The sequence below is a fragment of the Pseudoalteromonas sp. S1609 genome (assembly GCF_005887255.1).
Classification (GTDB): domain Bacteria; phylum Pseudomonadota; class Gammaproteobacteria; order Enterobacterales; family Alteromonadaceae; genus Pseudoalteromonas.
This window is the reverse complement of record NZ_PNDJ01000051.1, coordinates 21,591-42,650: the sequence shown is the minus strand read 5'-3', so window position 1 is coordinate 42,650 and position 21,060 is coordinate 21,591. Positions and strand designations below refer to the sequence as shown.

At 38.3% G+C, this 21,060-nt stretch carries 17 protein-coding genes, 1 tRNA gene and 1 other RNA gene; 12 read left to right on the top strand and 7 right to left on the bottom strand.

Annotated features, from left to right (window positions below):
* The first annotated feature begins 48 nt into the window (after positions 1-48).
* The 6 genes from tpiA to CWB76_RS13380 all read left to right on the top strand — a co-directional run bounded on the left by tpiA (position 49) and on the right by CWB76_RS13380 (position 6,213).
* Positions 49-798, top strand: coding sequence for a triose-phosphate isomerase (gene tpiA, locus CWB76_RS13405; protein ID WP_138608278.1), 750 nt, complete (start codon positions 49-51; stop codon positions 796-798).
* 1 nt (position 799) lies between these two features.
* The gene (gene secG / locus CWB76_RS13400) at positions 800-1,153 is read left to right on the top strand and encodes a preprotein translocase subunit SecG (protein WP_010388009.1); all 354 of its coding nucleotides are present in this window, start codon (positions 800-802) and stop codon (positions 1,151-1,153) included.
* Between the two features lie 77 nt (positions 1,154-1,230).
* Positions 1,231-1,315, top strand: a tRNA-Leu gene (locus tag CWB76_RS13395).
* A 239-nt stretch (positions 1,316-1,554) separates the two neighbouring features.
* A complete protein-coding gene (locus CWB76_RS13390; RefSeq protein WP_138608276.1) occupies positions 1,555-3,180 on the top strand; it encodes a methyl-accepting chemotaxis protein in 1,626 nt (541 codons plus the stop codon).
* Between the two features lie 1,270 nt (positions 3,181-4,450).
* Positions 4,451-5,779: a hypothetical protein gene (locus CWB76_RS13385; RefSeq protein ID WP_138608274.1), complete on the top strand. Its 1,329-nt coding sequence runs from the start codon at positions 4,451-4,453 to the stop codon at positions 5,777-5,779.
* Between the two features lie 11 nt (positions 5,780-5,790).
* A complete protein-coding gene (locus CWB76_RS13380; RefSeq protein WP_138608272.1) occupies positions 5,791-6,213 on the top strand; it encodes a type 2 periplasmic-binding domain-containing protein in 423 nt (140 codons plus the stop codon).
* A 561-nt stretch (positions 6,214-6,774) separates the two neighbouring features.
* Here CWB76_RS13380 and CWB76_RS13375 read toward each other — a convergent pair.
* The 3 genes from CWB76_RS13375 to CWB76_RS13365 form a co-directional block, all read right to left on the bottom strand.
* The gene (locus tag CWB76_RS13375; RefSeq protein ID WP_138608270.1) at positions 6,775-7,182 is read right to left on the bottom strand and encodes a type 2 periplasmic-binding domain-containing protein; all 408 of its coding nucleotides are present in this window, start codon (positions 7,180-7,182) and stop codon (positions 6,775-6,777) included.
* A 12-nt stretch (positions 7,183-7,194) separates the two neighbouring features.
* Positions 7,195-8,349 carry a porin gene (locus tag CWB76_RS13370; protein WP_138608267.1) on the bottom strand — a complete coding sequence of 385 codons (1,155 nt, stop codon included), beginning with the start codon at positions 8,347-8,349 and terminating at the stop codon, positions 7,195-7,197.
* Positions 8,350-8,593: 244 nt separating this feature from the next.
* The gene (locus CWB76_RS13365) at positions 8,594-9,187 is read right to left on the bottom strand and encodes a LuxR C-terminal-related transcriptional regulator (protein ID WP_138608265.1); all 594 of its coding nucleotides are present in this window, start codon (positions 9,185-9,187) and stop codon (positions 8,594-8,596) included.
* A 374-nt stretch (positions 9,188-9,561) separates the two neighbouring features.
* On the opposite strand from CWB76_RS13365, the gene CWB76_RS13360 reads away from it, so the two are divergent.
* The gene (locus CWB76_RS13360) at positions 9,562-11,784 is read left to right on the top strand and encodes a TonB-dependent receptor (protein ID WP_138608264.1); all 2,223 of its coding nucleotides are present in this window, start codon (positions 9,562-9,564) and stop codon (positions 11,782-11,784) included.
* A gap of 71 nt (positions 11,785-11,855) precedes the next feature.
* Here CWB76_RS13360 and CWB76_RS13355 read toward each other — a convergent pair whose 3' ends face one another.
* Entirely contained in the window at positions 11,856-12,221 is a 366-nt protein-coding gene (locus CWB76_RS13355) for a hypothetical protein (RefSeq protein WP_054201674.1), read from the bottom strand.
* 49 nt (positions 12,222-12,270) lie between these two features.
* Between CWB76_RS13355 and CWB76_RS13350 the strand changes: the two genes are divergently transcribed.
* Both CWB76_RS13350 and ggt read left to right on the top strand, forming a co-directional pair.
* Positions 12,271-12,816, top strand: coding sequence for a GNAT family N-acetyltransferase (locus tag CWB76_RS13350; protein WP_138608262.1), 546 nt, complete (start codon positions 12,271-12,273; stop codon positions 12,814-12,816).
* Positions 12,817-12,925: 109 nt separating this feature from the next.
* Positions 12,926-14,590 carry a gamma-glutamyltransferase gene (gene ggt, locus CWB76_RS13345; RefSeq protein ID WP_138608260.1) on the top strand — a complete coding sequence of 555 codons (1,665 nt, stop codon included), beginning with the start codon at positions 12,926-12,928 and terminating at the stop codon, positions 14,588-14,590.
* A 76-nt stretch (positions 14,591-14,666) separates the two neighbouring features.
* On the opposite strand, the gene CWB76_RS13340 is transcribed toward ggt, so the two are convergent.
* Together CWB76_RS13340 and CWB76_RS13335 are read right to left on the bottom strand one after the other, a co-directional pair.
* Positions 14,667-15,869, bottom strand: coding sequence for an aromatic amino acid transport family protein (locus tag CWB76_RS13340; protein ID WP_138608259.1), 1,203 nt, complete (start codon positions 15,867-15,869; stop codon positions 14,667-14,669).
* 303 nt (positions 15,870-16,172) lie between these two features.
* Positions 16,173-17,051 carry a flagellar protein MotY gene (locus CWB76_RS13335; protein WP_138608257.1) on the bottom strand — a complete coding sequence of 293 codons (879 nt, stop codon included), beginning with the start codon at positions 17,049-17,051 and terminating at the stop codon, positions 16,173-16,175.
* A gap of 205 nt (positions 17,052-17,256) precedes the next feature.
* Between CWB76_RS13335 and rnt the strand changes: the two genes are divergently transcribed.
* Entirely contained in the window at positions 17,257-17,931 is a 675-nt protein-coding gene (gene rnt / locus CWB76_RS13330) for a ribonuclease T (protein WP_024602076.1), read from the top strand.
* A 55-nt stretch (positions 17,932-17,986) separates the two neighbouring features.
* On the opposite strand, the gene CWB76_RS13325 is transcribed toward rnt, so the two are convergent.
* Complete coding sequence (locus CWB76_RS13325; RefSeq protein ID WP_138608255.1) at positions 17,987-19,612, bottom strand: flagellar assembly protein A; 1,626 nt, start codon at positions 19,610-19,612, stop codon at positions 17,987-17,989.
* A 249-nt stretch (positions 19,613-19,861) separates the two neighbouring features.
* On the opposite strand from CWB76_RS13325, the gene ssrA reads away from it, so the two are divergent.
* Both ssrA and CWB76_RS13315 read left to right on the top strand, forming a co-directional pair.
* Positions 19,862-20,218, top strand: a transfer-messenger RNA (tmRNA) gene (ssrA, locus tag CWB76_RS13320).
* 113 nt (positions 20,219-20,331) lie between these two features.
* Positions 20,332-20,997, top strand: a complete 666-nt coding sequence (locus CWB76_RS13315; RefSeq protein WP_138608253.1) for a hypothetical protein — start codon at positions 20,332-20,334, stop codon at positions 20,995-20,997.
* The last annotated feature ends 63 nt before the right edge of the window (positions 20,998-21,060 follow it).

The window sequence follows — 21,060 nt, the reverse complement described above, 5'->3', positions numbered from 1 at the left end:
GGCGAGTCGAGTTAATATCTCGCCCGCTTTCTAATGTGGAGTGGAAAAATGGCAACACGCAAGGCGATGGTCGCAGGCAACTGGAAAATGAATGGTTCATTAGAACTCGTTGAACAACTGTCTGATGCTATTAACGATGTTAAATCTTCTGAAGTAAGCATTGTTTTATTTCCTCCGTTTCCACTGATATCAGCAATGGTCGCCAGTGGTGTAACTACTGGGACACAAACTGTTTCAGAGAATACGCCAGGTGCCTTTACTGGTGAAGTAGATGCCCAGCTAATTAAGCAATTAGGTGCAACATATGTACTGGTTGGTCACTCAGAACGCCGCAGCATATATAAAGAAAGCAACGACACCGTAGCGGCAAAATTTGCTCGCGCACAACAAGTAGGTTTAACGCCTATTTTATGTGTTGGAGAGAGCGAAATGGAGCAAGAAAACGGGCACACAGAACAGGTAGTTGCTGCGCAGATTGACGCAGTAATTAATAAATTAGGTGTAGCAGCACTGAAAGAATCTGTGATAGCATATGAGCCCGTTTGGGCTATAGGCACAGGTAAGACTGCATCGCCTGAACAGGCACAAAGTGTTCACAAATTTATCCGTGACAAAATTGCTTCACTAGACAGCGATTTAGCACAAGGGCTAACCATCTTATATGGTGGTAGCGTTAATGAAAAAAATAGCGAATTATTATTTGCACAAACAGATATAGACGGCGGCCTAATTGGTGGCGCCAGTTTAAAAGTAGAATCATTCACTGCTATCTGCAATAGTGCAAAAGGGACCGTATAAGATGTACGAAATTTTATTAGTAGTGTATTTAATTGTAGCGTTAGCGCTTGTTGGTATGGTTTTGATCCAGCAAGGTAAAGGCGCTGACATGGGCTCATCATTTGGTGCAGGCGCATCGTCTACTGTTTTTGGTTCTTCAGGAGCCGGTAACTTTATGACGAAAACGACAACAACTTTAGCAACGATCTTCTTTGTGTTAAGTATTGTTTTAGGTAACTTAACTGCCGGTCAAATCAAAAAGACTGACGAGTGGGAAAATTTAGAAGCCGCTCCAGCTGTTGAAACTGTGACGCCAGTTGAAGAAGATGTTCCGGTAACATCTACAAAAGAGCAAAGCTCTGACGTACCAAATTAATTTAGTTTAAATTGTTAAGTTGCTCTCTTTCCTCAAGTTAGCTTTAAGACTTAACGCTAAGCAATAGCTTAAAAAATGCGGATGTGGTGGAATTGGTAGACACGCTACCTTGAGGGGGTAGTGCTTTAGGGCGTGGGGGTTCAAGTCCCCCCATCCGCACCAAATATAAAAACCAGTAACAGCAATGTTACTGGTTTTTTTGTGTCTGAAATTTTAAAATACATATTGGCTCTGCTAGTCTTGATCATTGAGTAGAACACTCTATATTTAAAATGTTGGTGTATATTAAAAAATACTGATGTATATTTATTATTGAAAAACCGTCGAAAGTTAAAAATAAAGTTAACATTTTTCTATATTAAGCCGATAATAACTATAGATAATTAAATGGGGTAAATAATATGGCTTCAGGTTTCTCTTTTAAAAACCTTAGCATCACTAAAAAAATACATGCAATTACATCTATAGCGATCATTGCATTCTTAGTAATTGTTTTGGTTAACTACTTTGCTATGAACGAAAATCGCATATCACTTGATGAGATGGAGAAGTCTTCTTATAAAGTTGCTAAATTAACGTTAGACAATGTAAGTATTTTAGAAAAGTTAGATGAGTTGTACACACAGGCCGTAACCTTTGGCGAGCAAGAGTTAGTCACAAAAGCTAGCGAAACTTATGAAAAACTCGTAACTAACCTAGAAGCGATAGAGGTAATAGATCCATCTTATATAAGTAGCGATATAAAAAAGAGACTTGCTGATTACGAAAAAATATCAGCAACCATAGCAAATGGTATGGTTAATGGCACGGCTGATTTTAGTAAAATACAACAGCAGGCGCAGCTTAAAACAAGCCTTTACAAGTCAGTATTAACCAGCTTTAGGGATGCGCAACAAAAAGCAGATGATCGCTTTTTCCAATTAGTTGCTAACACAAAAGAGCGCTCGGACAATGCTTTGAACTTAATGTTAATAGTTACGGTTGTATCTCTAGCATTATTATTACTTATGGCAATTTGGATTGCACGTAATATTGGATCATCAGCCAGTGATGCTGCTAATAACTTAAGCCTTTTAGCAAGTGGTAAAGGGTCTCTAAGTTCAAAGCTTGCCGTTAACTCTGAGGATGAAATAGGCCAAGTATCTATAAACTTTAATGCATTTATTAGTCTACTCAGAGAAACCGTTTTAGAAGTTATCGCGGTATGTGAACCATTAATGGAAAATTCAACCCGTCTTGTGCAAGGGATGGAGCGAGCAGAGCGAGCAACCACTAAACAAACCTCCGATGCCGATGTTGTTAAGCAATCGATGGAAGAGATGAAGCAAAGCGTTGGCGATATTTCACAATCTGCAGCGAACGCATCTAATGCTGTGCAAACAGCAGAAAAAGAAGTAGACCAGAGTCGTGCACAAGTCAAAATGTCTGTTAATTCGTCGCGCACGTTAAGTGAAGAAATTAATATAGCGGCCAACACAATTAATAAATTAGCCGATGACACTAAAAATGTATCGCAAATACTAAATGTTATTACATCCATTGCTGAGCAAACAAACTTACTAGCATTAAATGCTGCAATTGAAGCTGCACGTGCTGGTGAGCATGGTCGTGGCTTTGCTGTGGTAGCAGATGAGGTCCGCGAGCTTGCATCACGCACAGCACAGTCAACTAATGAAATTCGCGAACTATTAAATACACTTAGCTTGGCTGCCAATGAATCTGTAACGGCTATGACCTCTGCAAGAGATATGGCCACAGATAATGCCAGTGCTGCTGAGCAAACTGGCGCTTCAATAGAAAAAATAGCAGAGCAAATATTAGAAATTAATGGAATGAACTCGCAAATTGCAGCTGCAACTGAAGAGCAAACCTCAGTAGCCGCAATGGTTGTAGATAACGTATCTAATATGCATGGTTCATTTGAAGATACTATGAGCTCACTTAAAGCAGTAAGGGACGTGGCTAAAAACTTACACTACCTATCAGATAACCTATTGGATGCGACTGCTAAATTTAAAATTGAATAGTGTGCTTAATATATACTTTTATTATTCTTCTTTATTAATATAAGTATAAAAATATTATGATCTCTACAGGTTAGATTGCAATTTTATCTAACTCTGATAGGGATCTAAATTATTTGTTCAATGTTGTAATTATTCAAGATAATTAAAATTATTTTGGTACTCATAATTTGTACTAAAAAAGGCATACTTTAGAAGTTGGATTTATGGTGTCATTAGTTATCATTCTATTTTTTCCACGAACTCTGCCCTATCTAAAATCCTTAACTACAAAAATAACTTTTCTGACCCTCACTCTAAAAAAGCCTGAACTTACTCATTAACGATATTCATAATCTTTAGAAATTAAGTAAGCTCTTCTATTTCGAATAGTGCTGATTAAGCGTGCTTTTTGTGTTGTATTCCTACCATAGTTCAGAGCATCATAAATTTATAGTGGAGTTAAAAGTAATATATAAAATAATAATTTAAATGGATGACAAAGTATCATGGACCCAAGATATGATTTCTTTGATGCATCGAGTTACTACACTATTCAACCTGAACTTTCGTTAAGAGATTTACTAACGCATTAAATCAAAAATTATGTTTATCTTTATTTTCCTCTAGCCAAAGATTCTTAGTAAAATAAAGCGGACTTACGCGTCAATAGCTGGCCTATTGCAAGTAAATTCAATGCAGTTAGCGCTGAAAATAGCGACTTGAGATAGATTTATTATTCAGAGTTCAGGTTATTTAGAAAAGTTAAAAAGATTATGCTATATAATCAAAAGCGCTCATTTGATATTAATGACTGGTTAAGTAACCTCGTATTCACATAACGCACAGTCTTGTCTACGTACCAAATCAATTTTTGTAAACTCAATTTTGAATTATAAATAGCTCTTAACCATAATACATAATGAAGATACAGGCTTAAATATCGTGGCTTAGTGGTTAATTATATGTAGCCAAAGCATGCAATATTAGCTACGAGAATTCATGCCGGCTTTATAGTTTGTAATGTGAATAATATAGTTACTTTGACATTTTATTATTTAAGGCTAAATTTTAAGAAAGCTTATGTCAATTTTAAAAGCACCAGCATAGTCCTCACAGTTGTTATTCGTGCCAGTGTAGAATTAAGTAAGTTTTAAAAAATCAAAAAAGTTCAATATTTATTTTAAAAAAAATCATAATAGACTATAATATTTTCTGTTAATCAAACAAAAGGATTGCTTTTAGCTAAACTGAGAAGTTTGACGACTAGAAGCCAACTATATTAAGGGTCAATATGAAACACATTTTTATATATCTTGTTTTAACTCTAATTGCTAATTTTGCTCACGCATCTGATGACTTCAAAATATCTGGTTTTGCGACATTGAGTGCAGTGAAAACAAATAAGCAAGATATTGAGTTTATACAGAATAACACCTTACCTAGCGGTGCTGACGATGATTGGCGCTTTGATAATGACACTGTACTTGGCATTCAAGGCCAATATAAGATGACTGATAAGTTGTCAGGGGTTGTTCAACTGCTTTCACGTCGCAATTATAAAAATAACTATGAGCCATCATTAGATTGGGCTTACCTTAGTTATAAATATAACTCAAACCTTAGATTGAGAGTTGGTCGATTTGTTTCACCTGTATTTTTAGGCTCTGATACACGTAATGTTAATTATTCAAATGTGTGGGTTAGACCTGTTATTGACCTGTATAGCCAAGCTACAATCAACAATGTTGACGGTATTGATGCCATATACAGTAACTTTATCGGTGACGGTGATGTTTCATATCAGATACAAGCTTACGCAGGTAAGTTTGATAAATTATACTTTCCAGGCAAAAGTTATATTAAATTTCATCACATGGCTGGTTTAGTAGGTACACTTCAGTATGACTCCTGGACTTTTAGAGCTGGTTACATGAATGCTCAACATTCAACTATTAGTGCCGAAGGTGAATACGTACCAAGTAATATGAGAATGTTAGTTAGCTCAGATTATCAATTAGGGCTAACTATTGATCCTCAGAACGATGATTGTGCTCTAGGTAGTTGTGCAGATATAGTGCCTAATGCTGAAGATGTATTTAGCATTATCCAACGCAAACGCAGACCATTTAACCTTACAAATCTTGCTGTAGTGTATGATAACGGCAGTTACTTTGGTCAATTTGAATGGGCTCACAGAGAAGCACGCTCTGCTTTATCTAACGGTATTGCAGCTTACGGCATGATTGGTTACCGATTTGATTCATTGACTCCTTATATTGGTTATTCTTACGCGAAGTCATTAACTGAAAACTTTGCGCTAGATGTTGATGCGGACGTAAAAGCGAGCCTTGATTCTCAGGTTGTAAGCTTAGGCAGTCAGCCGCTAGAACAATATGTTGTTAGAAATTCAAGCTCTCGCTCAAATACTATTACAGCAGGCCTTCGTTGGGACTTTTACAAAAAAATGGCATTGAAAATGCAGTTTGATAGCTTCCGCCCTTTAAACAATGATGGGCTTGCCACAGGAGGTTCTGGTTTTATAAATCGTACAAACGAAGTACTTTCTGCTAGTAATGAGAACATCTTGGTGACAACAGTATCGCTAGATATTATTTTCTAAAGGAAGAATTAATGAAAATTTTTAAAGCAATTTTCTTTTTTGTAGTTTTGTCTCTGACTATGGCTACGCCAAGCAAAGCAGCATTATCTATTGTTGTAAATAAAAGTAATACTTCTGATCTATCTGAAGGGCAAGTCAAAAATATTTTTATGGGTAAGTTAGGTCAGTTTAGTGATGGAACTGAAGCTGTCCCGGTGTTATTTGAAGCTGGTCAAGATACTAGAGCACAATTTGACGATGCTGTTTTGAAAAGAAGCACTTCACAAGTAGACGCAGTATGGTCGAAGCTTATTTTCACAGGGCGCAGAACACCACCTGTACAAGTTAAAGATGCAAGTGAAGTTTTAAAAGAGATAAGCGCTAATCCTAAAGCAATTGGCTATCTAAATAACGCTGATGTAACAGATAGTGTAAGAGTAGTAGCAACGTATTAGTAACTAGAGAACTAATACACTATATTTATCTGTGGGCTCTCGTAATATCTGTTATGAGAGCCCTTATATAAAGCTAAGCTGCCAAGCTTTCGTTTGTATCTGATTCTATGGAACTGCAATTAATTTATTCACATAGGTCATTCATAATACAGGAACCCTTACTACTATACGTCAGGCATTCCTGGTTATTCTGGATGTTATCTTCTGTCGCTCACTTTAAAGCATCAAAATAGTCCATTGATAATGGCTTTTATACATTAGTTTGTGATTTTGAACTTTTATTTTAACCCCCTCAGGCTCCATCCTAAGAGTTCTTTGATCCAAGCCTTTCCCCAAATTACTAATGCAGTGGCTGTTGCACCCATAACGATCTTATTAGATGACCATTTTGATACTTTTTTGTCGCTATTCTGCTCAACTATTCTTACTTCATTTTTACTTATGTGTAATCACAAGGCTGGGTTTATGCTTCAAGATTATTAGGAGTTTATTAGGACGGGTCAAATGAGCAGCTAAGTCGCATCAGCTGCTCATTTTAATTGAAAGTGCTTATATAAATAATTATAAAGAGGTAATTACTTTTACTTTATCGCTTACTTTAGCGCTGTCTATATAGCCAATTGCATCTGCATTAGCAGCTACAAAATCAATCACAGCTTGGTCATTATCAAGTTTACCAGGAGGCGTACCTTTACCAGTAAAAACCAGCTTTGACCAATAAGCATTTAACTGGCTACCTGATTTACCAACAAGTTTGTCGTTAAACTCATCTGCAACTGCAGTACCATTTTGGTTAACAGGGTTTACTTTGGTACCATCAGCAAACGATTTGCTCTTGCCAAGGTATATTTTTTTAATATCTTCTTGGCTTAATGCATTAGCATTAGCTGGATTTACAATTACAGCAACGTCAGCAAATGCTGCAGTACTACATAGTGTTAGCATGCTGGCTAAAATTAATTTTTTCATGGTTCGCTCCAATTAAAATACTAAATCAACGCCAACGGCGATAACATCAGTTTCAGTATTTGATATGTCGTTTTCAAAGCGACTAAAATCTACTTTTAATGCTGCCATTGGGTGGAAGTCATAGCGAGCACCAATGGTGTATACATTACTTTGGGCACGAGTACCTTCCAAGGCTCCATTTATTGCAGCATTTAGAGTCGGCACTGACTCTATAGCATTAAACCTTGATGAGTCATGCTTGTCGTCATTATCTTCATAAGTAAAATGAGCTATGACATTATCCATACGATACCCAATAGAAGCGTAATATTGAGACTGCTTTGCTAATATACTGTCTTTAACTTCAAATTCGGTATATTCAGCGTCAAATAGAATATTGTTGTAATCTATTGAAATGCCAAAACCTAAGAAGTAGCTATCATCTTCATTTATTGAAATATCGTCAGCTTGAGTCGTTAATCCATTTTGGCGCAATATATTTTCTAGGGCGTTTATTTGAACCCCCGCTAGATCATTCTCATCTTTTTGCCCAAGTTTCATAGTAGTGTCTGTTACAAGGTAAGCTGCACGAGCACTAAACCAATCATAAGAGAGTGTCCAGTTAATACCTGCTACATCATCTAACTCTGCTTGGTCGTTATAAGTAACTGCTACTACATCACCCTCAAAGCCACCGTAGATAACCTGTAAAGTTGAATCCCACTCACCTAATTGTGAAGTGTATAACAAACTCAACCCTTCATAGGTTGAAAATGGCAGTCTGTAAACGGATTGTGGTGGACGAACCCAACGATAGGCATAGCCAACATCTAAAAAGTCAGAATAGCGAAAAAATGGTGCGCGCATTTTACCGGCGCTTAATTGTAGCTCATCAGAGAACTCATATGTTATGTATGCCCATTCAAAATCAGCGTCAAAATCATTTTCACCGCGAGCTACTATTTGCGCTGTAGCGGATAACTTCTCTTGCAGGTCAGCGGTCAGCTGAAGTGCAAATACGCTTTCATTTTTAAATGAAATATCATCATCATATCCATATAAAGTTTGATCACTATCGAGTGACTTACCACCGACAATAGAAGCAAACCCATTAATACGAACTTCAGCACTCGCATTGCTTGTGGCAAGTGCGCAACAAATTGCTACTGCAACTGATAGTTTTTTCATTGTGATTCCTATTTAAATTTCATGTGTATCCCGTTGCAGTATAAGATGAGTATTAACTTTTTTCTAATTAAAATTAACAAATTAAGACCTTTTTACTGCTTTTTTGAAACAAAAAGGCATGGCAGTGATTGAAAAGTAAGGTTTTTTTATTTTCAGGTAATGTAACTAATTGACTTGTTTGATTTATTTATAATGAGATGATATTTACTACAGTAGGCATTAAGTAGTAATTATTTTCTAGTTATTAACGCGAATTCATATTTTTTAGATTATCTTGGCACCATCGAATTGCCTGCTGTTTATTTTTGACCGCTATTTTTTTATAAATTTTATGTAAGTGCACTCTTACCGTAGCTTCACTTATAAATAAGCTGTCAGCAATAGTACTGGAATGAAGCCCACTGAAAAGTAGGTTGAGTACTTTAATTTCTTTATCGGTTAGGTTATTTGTTTGCAAAGCAGTCTTTTGCTCAGAATCGAGCATTTGGCGCATCCAAATATCACTTATGGTACGTGGAAACCACAATTCCCCTTGTTTAATTGCTTCTAACCCCCTGTTAAATAGCTCCTCATTGGTATCTTGATAGAAAAGGCCTTTCAAATTTGGCCATTCTTTAAGTGAAGCAGCATCAGTATTTTTAGGAATATTAAAGATAACTAACCCTTGGTAATTATTGGTATGCATAAAATGACTCAAAAGTTCGTAATTTGTAAGACTATTGAGTGCTGAATGACAGACTAATAATATGTCATTATTCAATGTAGTAAAAAATAATGGACAATAGTGGTTGTTGTTAAAAAACATGTTAGCTGATTGCGTGGTCTGTTTTTTTGTCATGCTTTACACCTAAAAATGATTCTGCAGTATATTTAAATATAAAGGGTGTTTGGATATTGTCATAATCTTAAATAGCTTTAATGTGTTTTTCGCAACAAAGCGCATGTTCAATTAACAAATAATACTGATGGTAATTAATGTTAAAGTATTAATTTAAAACTAAATTTGCAATTGCTATTTGGGCAAGTTGGCTAAGCTTAAAAAGCTAAAAATAAATTTTTACGTAAACTAAAGCTAAATGTACATATTGTAGCGTTTTTGTAATATAATAAACTCCCAGAGGAAAGATGCATCTAACGCATCTTTTTTTATGCCTACAATTTATGTTTACACAGCATAACGCATAATTAAATTAATACCCTTTGGAGAAAACCTTGAAATTACGCACCCTCTCACAGTTAAGTTTAGCGGTTATTGCAGCCCTAACAACTTCCGCAAATGCACAAGAAGCTAAAACGACAGCCAAACAAGACGCGTTTGAAAAAATTGAAGTGACAGCTCGTAAACGTACAGAGAGCTTGTTCGAATCTCCAACTGCGATTACATCAATAGGTGCTAACCTTATTGATAAAGCCAATATGGGTAACTTAGAAGATATTGGTAAATACGTTCCTAACTTAAACATTACTCGTTATGGTGTTGGTAATGCTGCACATGCCTCAGTGTTTATTCGTGGTATTGGTTTGCAAGATCACATTATAACAACCGATCCAGGCGTAGGTGTTTACCTAGATGGTGTTTACTTAGGTCGCCAAATGGGGTCTAACTTATCACTTCCTAATGTAGAGCGAGTTGAAGTTCTACGTGGGCCACAAGGCACACTTTATGGCCGTAACACATTAGGTGGTGCAGTAAACGTAATTACTAAACAACCTGGTGATGAAGGTATTTTAACAACAACCGCTAAAGTGGGCAGTCGTGGTCGAGTTGCGGGTGATATTTACTTTAATAATGCACTAACTAACGATCTAAGCATGTCAGCCAGTGCGTCATACAAACAACGTAATGGGGTAGGTACGGCAGTAAACTTAGCTAACCCTGAAAAAGAAATTGGTGAAGAGCAAGAGTTTAGTGGTCGTATAGCACTTAAATATGAAGCAACTAGTGATTTAGCGTTTACTTTCTCGCTAGATGGCGTTGATAATGAGTCAGGTCAATCACCTTATACTATTGAACTGACAGATTCACTAGATTCAAATGATGTCTTTAATGGCGATTTCCCATTATTAACTGAAGACTTAATTCCTCAAAACCCTGATGATTTAGGCACAACGGTTGCCGGTATTGAGTCAACTTCATATTCTGGTTGGGGTACGTCATTTACAGCTGATTGGGCGATTAATAACACTTATACAGTTAAGTTTATTTCAAGCTATCGTACTTCTGAGTATGAAGGTGGCTTAGATGATGATGCATCACCACTTAACTTATCTGAGTTCCCAGAAGTAGGCGGTGCAGATCAATACTCTTTTGAACTTCAGCTAAACGCCACGTTTGATAAAATGGACTTTGTTTCTGGCTTATACTTCTTTAATGAAGATGGTTTTACTCGCTCAGAAGATTTTGTATTTAGCCCATTTAACACGCCAAATGGTCTATTGAATGATGGTGTTACTCCGTCATTTGGTGGTTTTGGCTTTTTTGAAATCAATCAAGAAACAAACTCATACGCAGCTTACATCAACGGTAGTTACGATTTAACTGATGATTTAACAATCGGCGGTGGTCTTCGTTACTCAGAAGATAAAAAAGATGCGAATGCTATTTTCCCAACCTTCCCTGAACGTAAAGACATTAGTGCAGACTTTAATGCAGTGACATGGGACATTAATGCTTCATACCAGCTTAGCAATAATATGAACGTTTACGGTCAAGTGCAAAAAGGTTACCAAACAGGTGGCTTTCCACCGCGCCCATTTGGTGGTCCGGATCAGTTTGTATCGTTTGATGAAACCAAAGCAGTTAACTACGAGATTGGTTTAAAAGGCCAGGTACATGAAAATGTATCTATGATGCTTGCAATGTTTGTTACTGACTACACTGATTTAGCACTGCCATTCTCAGATCCAACCGCGGGCGGTGGCTTTGTAACTATCGTTGAAAATGCAGGCCAGTCTAAAGCGCAAGGTATTGAGCTTGAAACCACAATTGCACTAACCGACGACTTTACTATTCGCACTGCAGTAGGTTACTTAGATTCTGAAATTACAGAAGTAGCTGAAGGTGTACAAGGTATTGGTAAAGGTGACTCACCAGCACTGACACCTCGTTGGACGGTGATGGTTGCTCCATCTTACTTTGTTGATTTAAGCAATGGTGGCACGGTTGCATTAAATGCCAACTACTCGTACCGTAGTGAAATGCAAGGTCAGTCAGTTTTCAATAAAAGTGAAACGATTGATTCGCGTGAGCTAGTTGGTTTTAATATTTCTTACACTAATCCATACGGCGATATGGAAGTAACGCTATATGGTGAGAACGTATTAAACGAAGTTTACGATGTAGGTCGCTTGCAGCAAACTGGTTTTGTTGGCGTAATGCGCAGCAATGACCGTAGTGAGTTTGGTTTAAAATTCAAAAAAGACTTTGAACTATAATCCATAATTTACTCTAAAAATAATACAAAAAAGGTAAGCCATGGCTTACCTTTTTTTATGGTTAAAAATAATTAACCTTCTTTATGCTCTTCACGTGCTTGCTCAATTTCTGCCGCAATTTCACGTGCTTTTTGCTTCGTTTTTTCAGTCAGCTCGCCAGCCGCTTCTTTGCTTTTGATCCATGCATCAACAGCTACTTCTTTGCCGTCATCGTACATGTCTAAGCCCATCGCTTTACTCTCTTCGAGTAGCTCATTTAATGACTCGTCATTTTTAAGCTCATTGGTTTTTTCTTTAACGTCGTTCCACGTTTCGTTTAGCTTTTCTTGAACTTCAGCGCTCGTTTGTTTGGCATCTTGTTTCACTTCGTTGGCATCTTCACACCCTGTTAGTGTAATTAAAGTGCCTAATAATGCTAAACCTGCTAATTTATTCATTGACTATCTCCTTTAGTGAAAAATATATTTCAGAGGTAACTATACAACAATGAAAATGAACATAGCTGTAACAACACGATTAAGTTTTAAATTAATGGACGAAAATGATTGGCAGCAATTATATGAGCTCGATCAAGATCCGGCCGTTATGCAGTATTTAACACAAGGTAAACCCACTTCGCTTGAAGATATAAAAACGAAAGGCATTCCAAGAATGCTTGCGTATAGAAATGAGCAACAAGGTTGGGGGCTATGGCAGGTAACCCTGCGTGAAGGCAATACCTTTATAGGGTGGGTGCTTGTTCGGCCGATGGGATTTTTTTCAGATACGCCTGACTTTAGTGATATTGAAGTCGGCTGGCGATTTAAACAAGCGAGTTGGGGTAAGGGTTATGCAACTGAGGCGGCACAAGCGATTTGCTCAACGATTGAAAAACAGTCGCAAGTAAAGGCAATCAGTGCCACAGCCCTGACCGCCAACGTTGGCTCAATTAACATCATGAAAAAGCTCGGTATGCAGCTACAGCACTATTATATTCATACTGATGATGGCTCAAACTTAACTGCTGCGCTTTATTCAAAGCCGTGCAGTTGAGCTAAAACTTCCTAAGCCTTAAAAATGTAGCATCTAAATATTGACCTGATGTTTGTTACTATGCATTAATGTTTTCCATCAATGTATAAAAATAACCTAAGGATATGGGATGGGAGCACTTTTTTCACCAAGCAAGCTAATTATCAGTAGTATTGTGGTAATACAGTTATGTGTTTTTAGTGTAGCGGCTAAACAGAGTGCCGTTGCCATGCCTGACACTTTTAGTGCACATGCTGCAAAAGCTGTGTTAGAGCAGGGGGGGAACGCGGTTGATGCAGCCATTGCAGCACAGTTTGTATTGGCCGTTACGCTTCCCGAGGCGGGTAATATTGGCGGCGGTGGGTTTATGCTTATTCATAAGGATGGGCAAGGTGATTTTATAGATTACCGTGAAACTGCACCGAACGCCACACATCGTGATATGTATTTAGACGCGCAAGGGCAAGTTATTGCTAATAAATCTATTTATGGTATTCATGCCAGTGGCGTACCTGGGAGTGTTGCTGGTATGTGGCTAGCACATAAGAAGCATGGCACTCTTCCTTGGAAAACCTTAGTACAACCTGCGGTAACATTAGCAGAGCAAGGTTTTGTGGTGCCCGAAAAGTTGGCTCAGTTAATTAAGGGCTACATAGAGCACCTAAACAATAAAAACATTAAAGTAAATTTTGCCAGTTATTTTGCAAGCGCTACATCAGGTAAGCTTTTTAAACAACCTGAGCTTGCCGCGACACTCAAACGCATTCGCGATAATGGCCAAGATGGCTTTTACCAAGGTGAAACTGCAACGATCATCGCAAACTTTATGAAGCAATATGGCGGTATTATTACTCAAGACGATTTAAAAAATTACCGCGCAAAGTCTCGCACACCTATAAAAGCTAACTGGAACGGCTATCAAGTGCTTACTTCACCGCCACCAAGCTCCGGCGGTATTGCTATATTACAATGGCTTAAAATGTATGAGCTTAAAAAGCCCATAGCTGCACCATCACATAATTCAGTTGGGTATGTGCACTTACTTGCTGAAATAGGTAAGCGAGTGTTTGCTGATAGGGCAGAATACTTAGGCGATCCTGATTTTTACCAAGTGCCTACAGCTAAGTTACTTGCAGAAAACTATCTTAAAAACCGCAGCAATAGTATAGATTTAAAGGCCATTTCTACCACTGAAAATATTAAACCGGGTTTAAAAGAAAGCGAACAAACCACTCACTTTTCTATTATTGATAATATGGGAAATGCTGTTGCTAATACCACCACTATCAATTTAGGGTTTGGTAGTGGCGTAGTCGTAGAAGGCGCAGGCTTTATTCTCAATGATGAAATGGATGACTTTAGCGCTAAGCCCGGGGTTATGAATGTATTTGGCGCCATTGGCGGAAAAGCGAATGAAATTCAGCCACATAAACGTATGCTTAGCTCTATGACTCCAACCATTTTACTCAGTAATAACAAGGTGAAAATGGTAACAGGGTCGCCTGGCGGCACCACAATTATTAGTTCAGTGTATCAATCAATACTCAATGCGATTGAATTTAATATGAATGCAAATGAAGTAGTAAATAGCCCGCGTTTTCACCATCAGTTATGGCCTAAAAATGTGATTAGAGCGCACTCGGGTTTGGAGTCCTCAGTAAAGCAACAGCTAATAAAAATGGGTTATACAGTGGATGAGCGTCACTTTGGTGATATGCATGTGATTATCAATAATGATGGCAAATTAGATGCGGCGTCTGAGCAAAGCGGAAGAGGGCAAGCGATAGTATTTTAACGTTAATAATTGCTGTTTTAATGGTATGCACCCCAAAACCATCTCTGGGGTGCACACATTAGAACAACTATAGGGGCTAGCCTATAGCCGGTATAAGTCCTGCCATTTGCAGGCATTGTGCGCTAATAATTGAAATACCACACAAAGCGGCTATGGCCAAACCAATATTACCACTGCGTACTTTATAGCCTTCTTTTTCAATCCCCTGACGCTGCTTGTACACCATGCTAACAGGTAAAAATACTGCCAATATAACCAAAGCAATGGCTGCATAGCCTAATGCCATAATAAATCCTTGCGGGTAAAATAAAGCAAATCCAAGAGGAGGAACAAAAGTAATAAGTGCTGTTTTAATTCTATCAGGCCCCGTGTCTGCTTTTTTGAATGTGTCAGCAAAAAAGTCAAATAACCCCAAGCCTACCCCTAAAAATGACGTTGCTAGGGCTAAGTCAGCAAAGAGTTTAACCGCAGTAGAAACATTGGCGTTATTGGCAATATTGGCCACACTGGCTACAAAACCAGTTAACCCATCGCTTTGTAGTAACTGCTCTTGGCTCATTATGCCTTGGCTTAACACTTGCCAAAATACATAAATAACCAGTGGTAAAGAAGCGCCTGCAATCATAACTTTGCGTAAGGTTTTTATATCAAGCCCGACATATTTAACAATAGAAGGAATAGAACCATGAAAACCAAAAGAGGTAAATACCACTGGGATAGCCGATAGTATCAGCCCTTGCTCAACCGGCATTTCCAACAAGTGTTGGCCATGTACATAAGGTGTTAACATATAAAACAAGCTAGCTAAAACCACTATTTTTACACTAAACAGCACTCGATTGAGCTTATCTACTTTACTAGTGCCTAAAGTTACCACGCCTGCAATTAGCACGGCTAAAATAACCGAGCCAAATTGTGGAGCAATACTAAGATTAAACCCAGTATTAATGCGCTCTTGTAGCTGAGCACCGCCACCGGCTATGTAAGCAGCGCACAGTGCATAAAATAAAAATATCATCGAAAAGTTAGCTACATACTGGCCACGTTTACCAAGCCAAAGCTTAGCCAGTGTATTTAAAGTCGCATCGCGAGGGGCATATTGGTGCAGCTCCAACATAAGCAATGCAGTGTAGGTCATTAGTAACCAACACCCTACAATTAACACCATTGCCGTATTAAACCCGAGCCCCGCAGAGGCAATTGGTAGGGCAAGCATACCTGCACCTATGGTAGTTCCTGCAACAATTAACATGCTACCTATTGTTTTATTTTTAAGCACTTAATGATCCTGATCAAACGTGAGAGACACGCAAGATATAACTAGTTGTGCAAAACTTAAATAGTTTTGTCATAAAAGAGACAAAATAAAATGTAATCTTCTATTTACAACTGTATTAAAAAAGCCAAAATCATCAAGAAATGAAATTTAACTTATTAATATAAATGAAAAAATAAAAAGCCAAATGTTAATAACTAAATGGTCAGATTATTGGTTTTGCACAATAGAGGGATTACTAAAACAATAGGTGTTGGCCGAAAGTGCTAAAATTGCACCTTCAGCCATTAAAAGAGGGGGCTGAATTTACATTTTAGCTATTTGAATCACTAAGCGGCGGTTTTTATCACGGCCCAAAATATTATCGTTGGTATCTACAAAGCGTTTTTCACCAAAGCCTTCAGTAACCACTTTAGTTTCATCAACACCTAAGCTAACCATGTAATCTTTAATAGCCTTAGCACGGGTTCTAGATAAATCGAGGTTATTCCAACGACCGCCGTAACTATCGGTATAGGATGCAATACTGATTGACTCTATACTCGAGTCGTTTTTTAAATACTCAGCAATTTTATCAAGGCGTTGCTGCGATGACTTAGTTAACTTACTGCTGTTAGATTCGTAGTTCATTATAGTGAACGAAATATCTTCAAAATTGTATGGCAGCAATTCGTCTCGGCATTGTAAAAATGCCCAATACGCTTGCTTAAAGTTAACATTAGACATACCCACGGCAATTTTATCGGCACTATTTTGCCAGTCTTGGTAGTAAAAAGTAGGTTGGTTACCTTTTTCAAGCTCAGTAAGCATTTCCCATGCTGTTTTATTACCTAATTCACCATCAAACTTTTTAAGTAATTTCATATCAGCAATATCACGGGCAGGGCGGCCTGCTCGCCAGCTAGGTGGTACCGCTTTTAAACCAGCTATCGCGTAATTTTCTGGGCGCACCACCATGTCTAAATTAAAAGTGAGATCTTTGTTTTTACTGGCTGATGCTTTAAAAACGGCTTCACCATAGTAGGGAACTTCATGATTTAATTGGCATTGTAAGCGAGTCGTTTTAACCAAGTTCCAATTTGAATTATCTTGGTTAGCCGTGTACTGGCGCATTGCCGCAGTTGTATTCAAACTATACAGCACACTACTAATGCCTAGGCTAATAAATAACAACTTACACTTCATCGAGAATTCTCCAGTTATCTAGTTCTGCCAAAAAAGTGACAAAAACCGTAAAATATTACGCAACAGCAAATAATTCAGCGTAAACGCTAATTACAAAGCAAGTAACATGCCTATAGTTTAACTGTAATTAATCAATAAATCCCCTAGCCGACAGGCCATCAATTTTGACATAATAGACAGCTAATCCCTATAAACCAAGAATACTATGGCAAATACTGAGCAAACACTTTTCGCACAACGCTTTCGTGGCTTTTTTCCTGTGGTTATTGATGTTGAAACCGCCGGTTTTAACAAAGAAACCGACGCACTACTAGAAATTGCAGCATCCGTCTTAAAAATGGATGACGAAGGACTGCTTAGTATCGATCATACCGTTCATTTTCATGTGCAACCGTTTGAGGGTGCAAACATTGAACAAGCCGCTATTGAGTTTAATGGGATTGAGCCTTTTTCAGCACTTCGAGGGGCAGTCCCTGAAGAAGAGGCGATTAAAGAAATTTGTAAAGTAGTGCGCAAAGCGCAAAAAGCCGCAGGGTGTCAGCGCTCTGTGGTGGTTGCTCATAATGCCGCTTTTGACCATGGCTTTTTAAATGCCGCTATTGAGCGTAATAACATCAAGCGCACACCATTTCATCCGTTTGTTAGTTTTGATACCACATCACTTGCGGGTTTGGCATTAGGGCAAACAGTATTAGCTAAAGCGTGCCGAGCAGCAGGAATAGAGTTCGATAACAAACAAGCACACTCTGCGTTATACGATACAGAACGCACCGCTGAATTATATTGTTTAATTGTTAATCGTTGGCAGCAACTAGGTGGTTGGCCACTTGCTATAGATGAAACACAACAGAGCGAAGACGAAGCAAGCAACCAAGATTAAGTTCACAATAGTGAATACTTACTTTGTGGGGCTGAGTCAGTTTTAATAAGCGTTATTAAAACGATTGCGTTATTTTACCTTCACTATGAGTGATTAAATGTGGTGGGTAATTACGCGAAAAGCTAATTGATTCTCGTGCAATTTTAAGCTCTACCCCAGGGTGCATAAGCTCATTAACTTTTAAGCGACTGAGCGCTAAAAGCTGCGTCATTTTCTTTCTTAGCAACTGCTTTTGCTGATTGATGCTGGCGCTTCGGTTTGCTATGTGTTCTTCATTCGTTGTTATTTTATTCAAAAATTGCTGACGCTGTGCGCTTGCAACTTGTTTATTAATTCGCTGACGCGCTTGCTGTAGTTCAATTGACTTACTGATTAAAACTTTTTCAAAGTCAGTGATTTGCGCTTGTTTTTGTTTTAGCACATACCATCGCTGTGCGATGCAAACACGGGTTTTAGTTCCTGCTGGTGCGCCCAATTCACCTGTTTCAATGCGCATTGCGTCTAGAATATGACCACCAATAATTTTCCCTTTAGGATCTTTTGCGCTGCCCACCCTAATTAAATTTCCAGCACTCAAGTCACAATGTAATGATTGGCGATCTATTAGTAAGTTTTGCTCCGTTTTTATGTCACAGTATTGAGAGTAACCAAGCGCAACGGTTCGTTTAGCTAAAATAGAACAGGTAAATGGCTCATTGGCTTCTCGCTTTCTGCCAATTGCACCTTTTACTATTGTGATGGCGCTATCACTTTTGAGCTGCGCCGATTCAACAAAGCCTAAAACAGTAATATCGCCGCTGGCGGTCACGCGCATGCCATCTTTTATATCACCACTGACTATAATACTGCCATCAAATTCAACATGCCCAGTACTTGGATCAATATTGTGAAAGCATAAAACATCATCAACACGCATACCACGGGGAAGGGCAACCGGTACGCCAGTACAGTCGGCAATTAATAAGTTGGGGTTGTCAGGCGCAATTTTAGTGCCGTCAAAAGGTTGTAATTTATGTTCTTTGCCGGAGGTTGCAGTTAGTACATCACCAAACACAGTAAACCCATCAACCCCCGGTGTTGCTGGAATGCGCCGCATTAATTCACAACGAGGTTTTACGGTAATAATATCACCTAGGTTTCTCATATCAACTTTACCACCGCCTTTAGCTTGTGGGCTAAGTACGCGGTCTTGCGCTGTGCAGCAAAGACGTACAAATTTGGCATCGTTACCCACTTTAGATGCACGACCAAAAGCGACTTCGGCGCAATGCGTACTTCCTGGGGGTTGTTCGAACTGTTGCGCCAATAACTGTTCTAATGCATGAGAGCTAATGCCTTTTACAACCCCTGCTTGTGAGAACTCTTCAATCGCTTGTTCCATGCTAAGCAATTTACCGCCCTTGGCAGTAATAAGGGTAGCTTCAACGAGCATATTCTTTTCATCGATGTTTATGGTTAGCTTTGCATCAATGGCTTGAGCAATTACTAAAGAGGGGGCTTCTTCGGTGTTATTTTGAGCAAACAGCTTACCAATATTGCTAGCAATAACCTCACACTCGCAATATTCTGACTGGCCAATTAATTCAATAAGCTGTGTCGCTGTTGAGGCTAAACCTGAAACATGAGGGTGTGAAACTAAAGAGATATACCCCGTTTGCTCATCAAAAGAAAAAACCGACATTTATAAATCCTCTAGGTAATATGTCTGTTATTATTTTTTATAATTTATTAGACCAAGGTCTAGCCTTGCATTTGAGCATAAAGCACCATCATTGTTAAGTAATTGTTTCTTAATTGTCCAATATTTTACATTTACATGTGTGTTTGATGCATGATTAACCAACCAATAAAATAAAACGCCTAAGGTGTTGAGTATTCGTAGGTTACTCGGTTATACTGCTTGGACACTCTGAATGAGTAACCTTATTCAGGGGCTGATTAGGATTCGACGGAATTCAAGAAGCCCGAGGTGCATGTCGAGGTGCGGTTTGCCTCGTAAAAAAGCCGCAATTTAAAGTAATCGCAAACGACGATAACTACTCTCTAGCAGCTTAGGCTGGCTAGCGCTCCTTCCATGTATTCTTGTGGACTGGATTTTGGAGTGTCACCCTAACACCTGATCGCGACGGAAACCCTGGCCGGGGTTGAAGCGTTAAAACTAAGCGGCCTCGCCTTTATCTACCGTGTTTGTCCGGGATTTAAAGGTTAATTAAATGACAATACTAAACATGTAGTACCGACGGTCGAGGCTTTTCGGACGGGGGTTCAAATCCCCCCAGCTCCACCACTTTAAAGTGATACAAAACAGCCAGTTAGTGCATTAAGCTTTAGCTGGCTTTTTTATTTCTATAGCACTTGTCCACTTAGTGCCCACATTGACTTTGCTTAAGGAAGGAACTTATGGAAAAGATCCAAAAATTCATATTAATTTCCACAGTAATTGGGATGGTATTGTCACTTCTATACTTATTTGGTTTCTGGCAGGCATTTAATATAAATATACTGAATTATATTACCTTAGCTGATGTATTGAAGTATGGACTTTACCCAATATCTACGTTTGTTGTGCTAGTTCTCTTAATTTATGTGCCATTAATTATTATTGAGGGGGCATTTCCTCATAAAGAGGATGAAAATTCTCCTGAGATTGACTACAGAAAAATTAGAGTTTGGTCAGGGTTGCTTTTGGTGTTCTTCGTTATACTTGTTGCTTTATTTATTAATGGCTACATAAAATTTATGACAATGACTATGCTGTTACCGTTTGGGGTAACTCTTATTCTCATGAATTTACCTTCGTTTAAGAAAAGCTTCCCATATGCACTTTATCGATTTTGTATAATTTCTATAAGCTTAGTTCTAGTTTTTAATTCCTTTCCAATGGGAAATAATGTTGCGGAGATAAGGAAAAATAAAAACCAGCAGCTTAAAATAGATGGTGAAATATCAAAATATACCTACATTGATGTCACAGATAAGTATTTATTTCTTTGGAACAAAGAAACTAACTCAGTTAAAGTCATGAAGTTAGAAAATATCTCTAGTTTTGAGTTTAGCGTCGATTAAATTTCTAAACCAAATTATATACCTATTTTATGCCCCAGCACCGCAAGCGGCGCTAGAGCATAA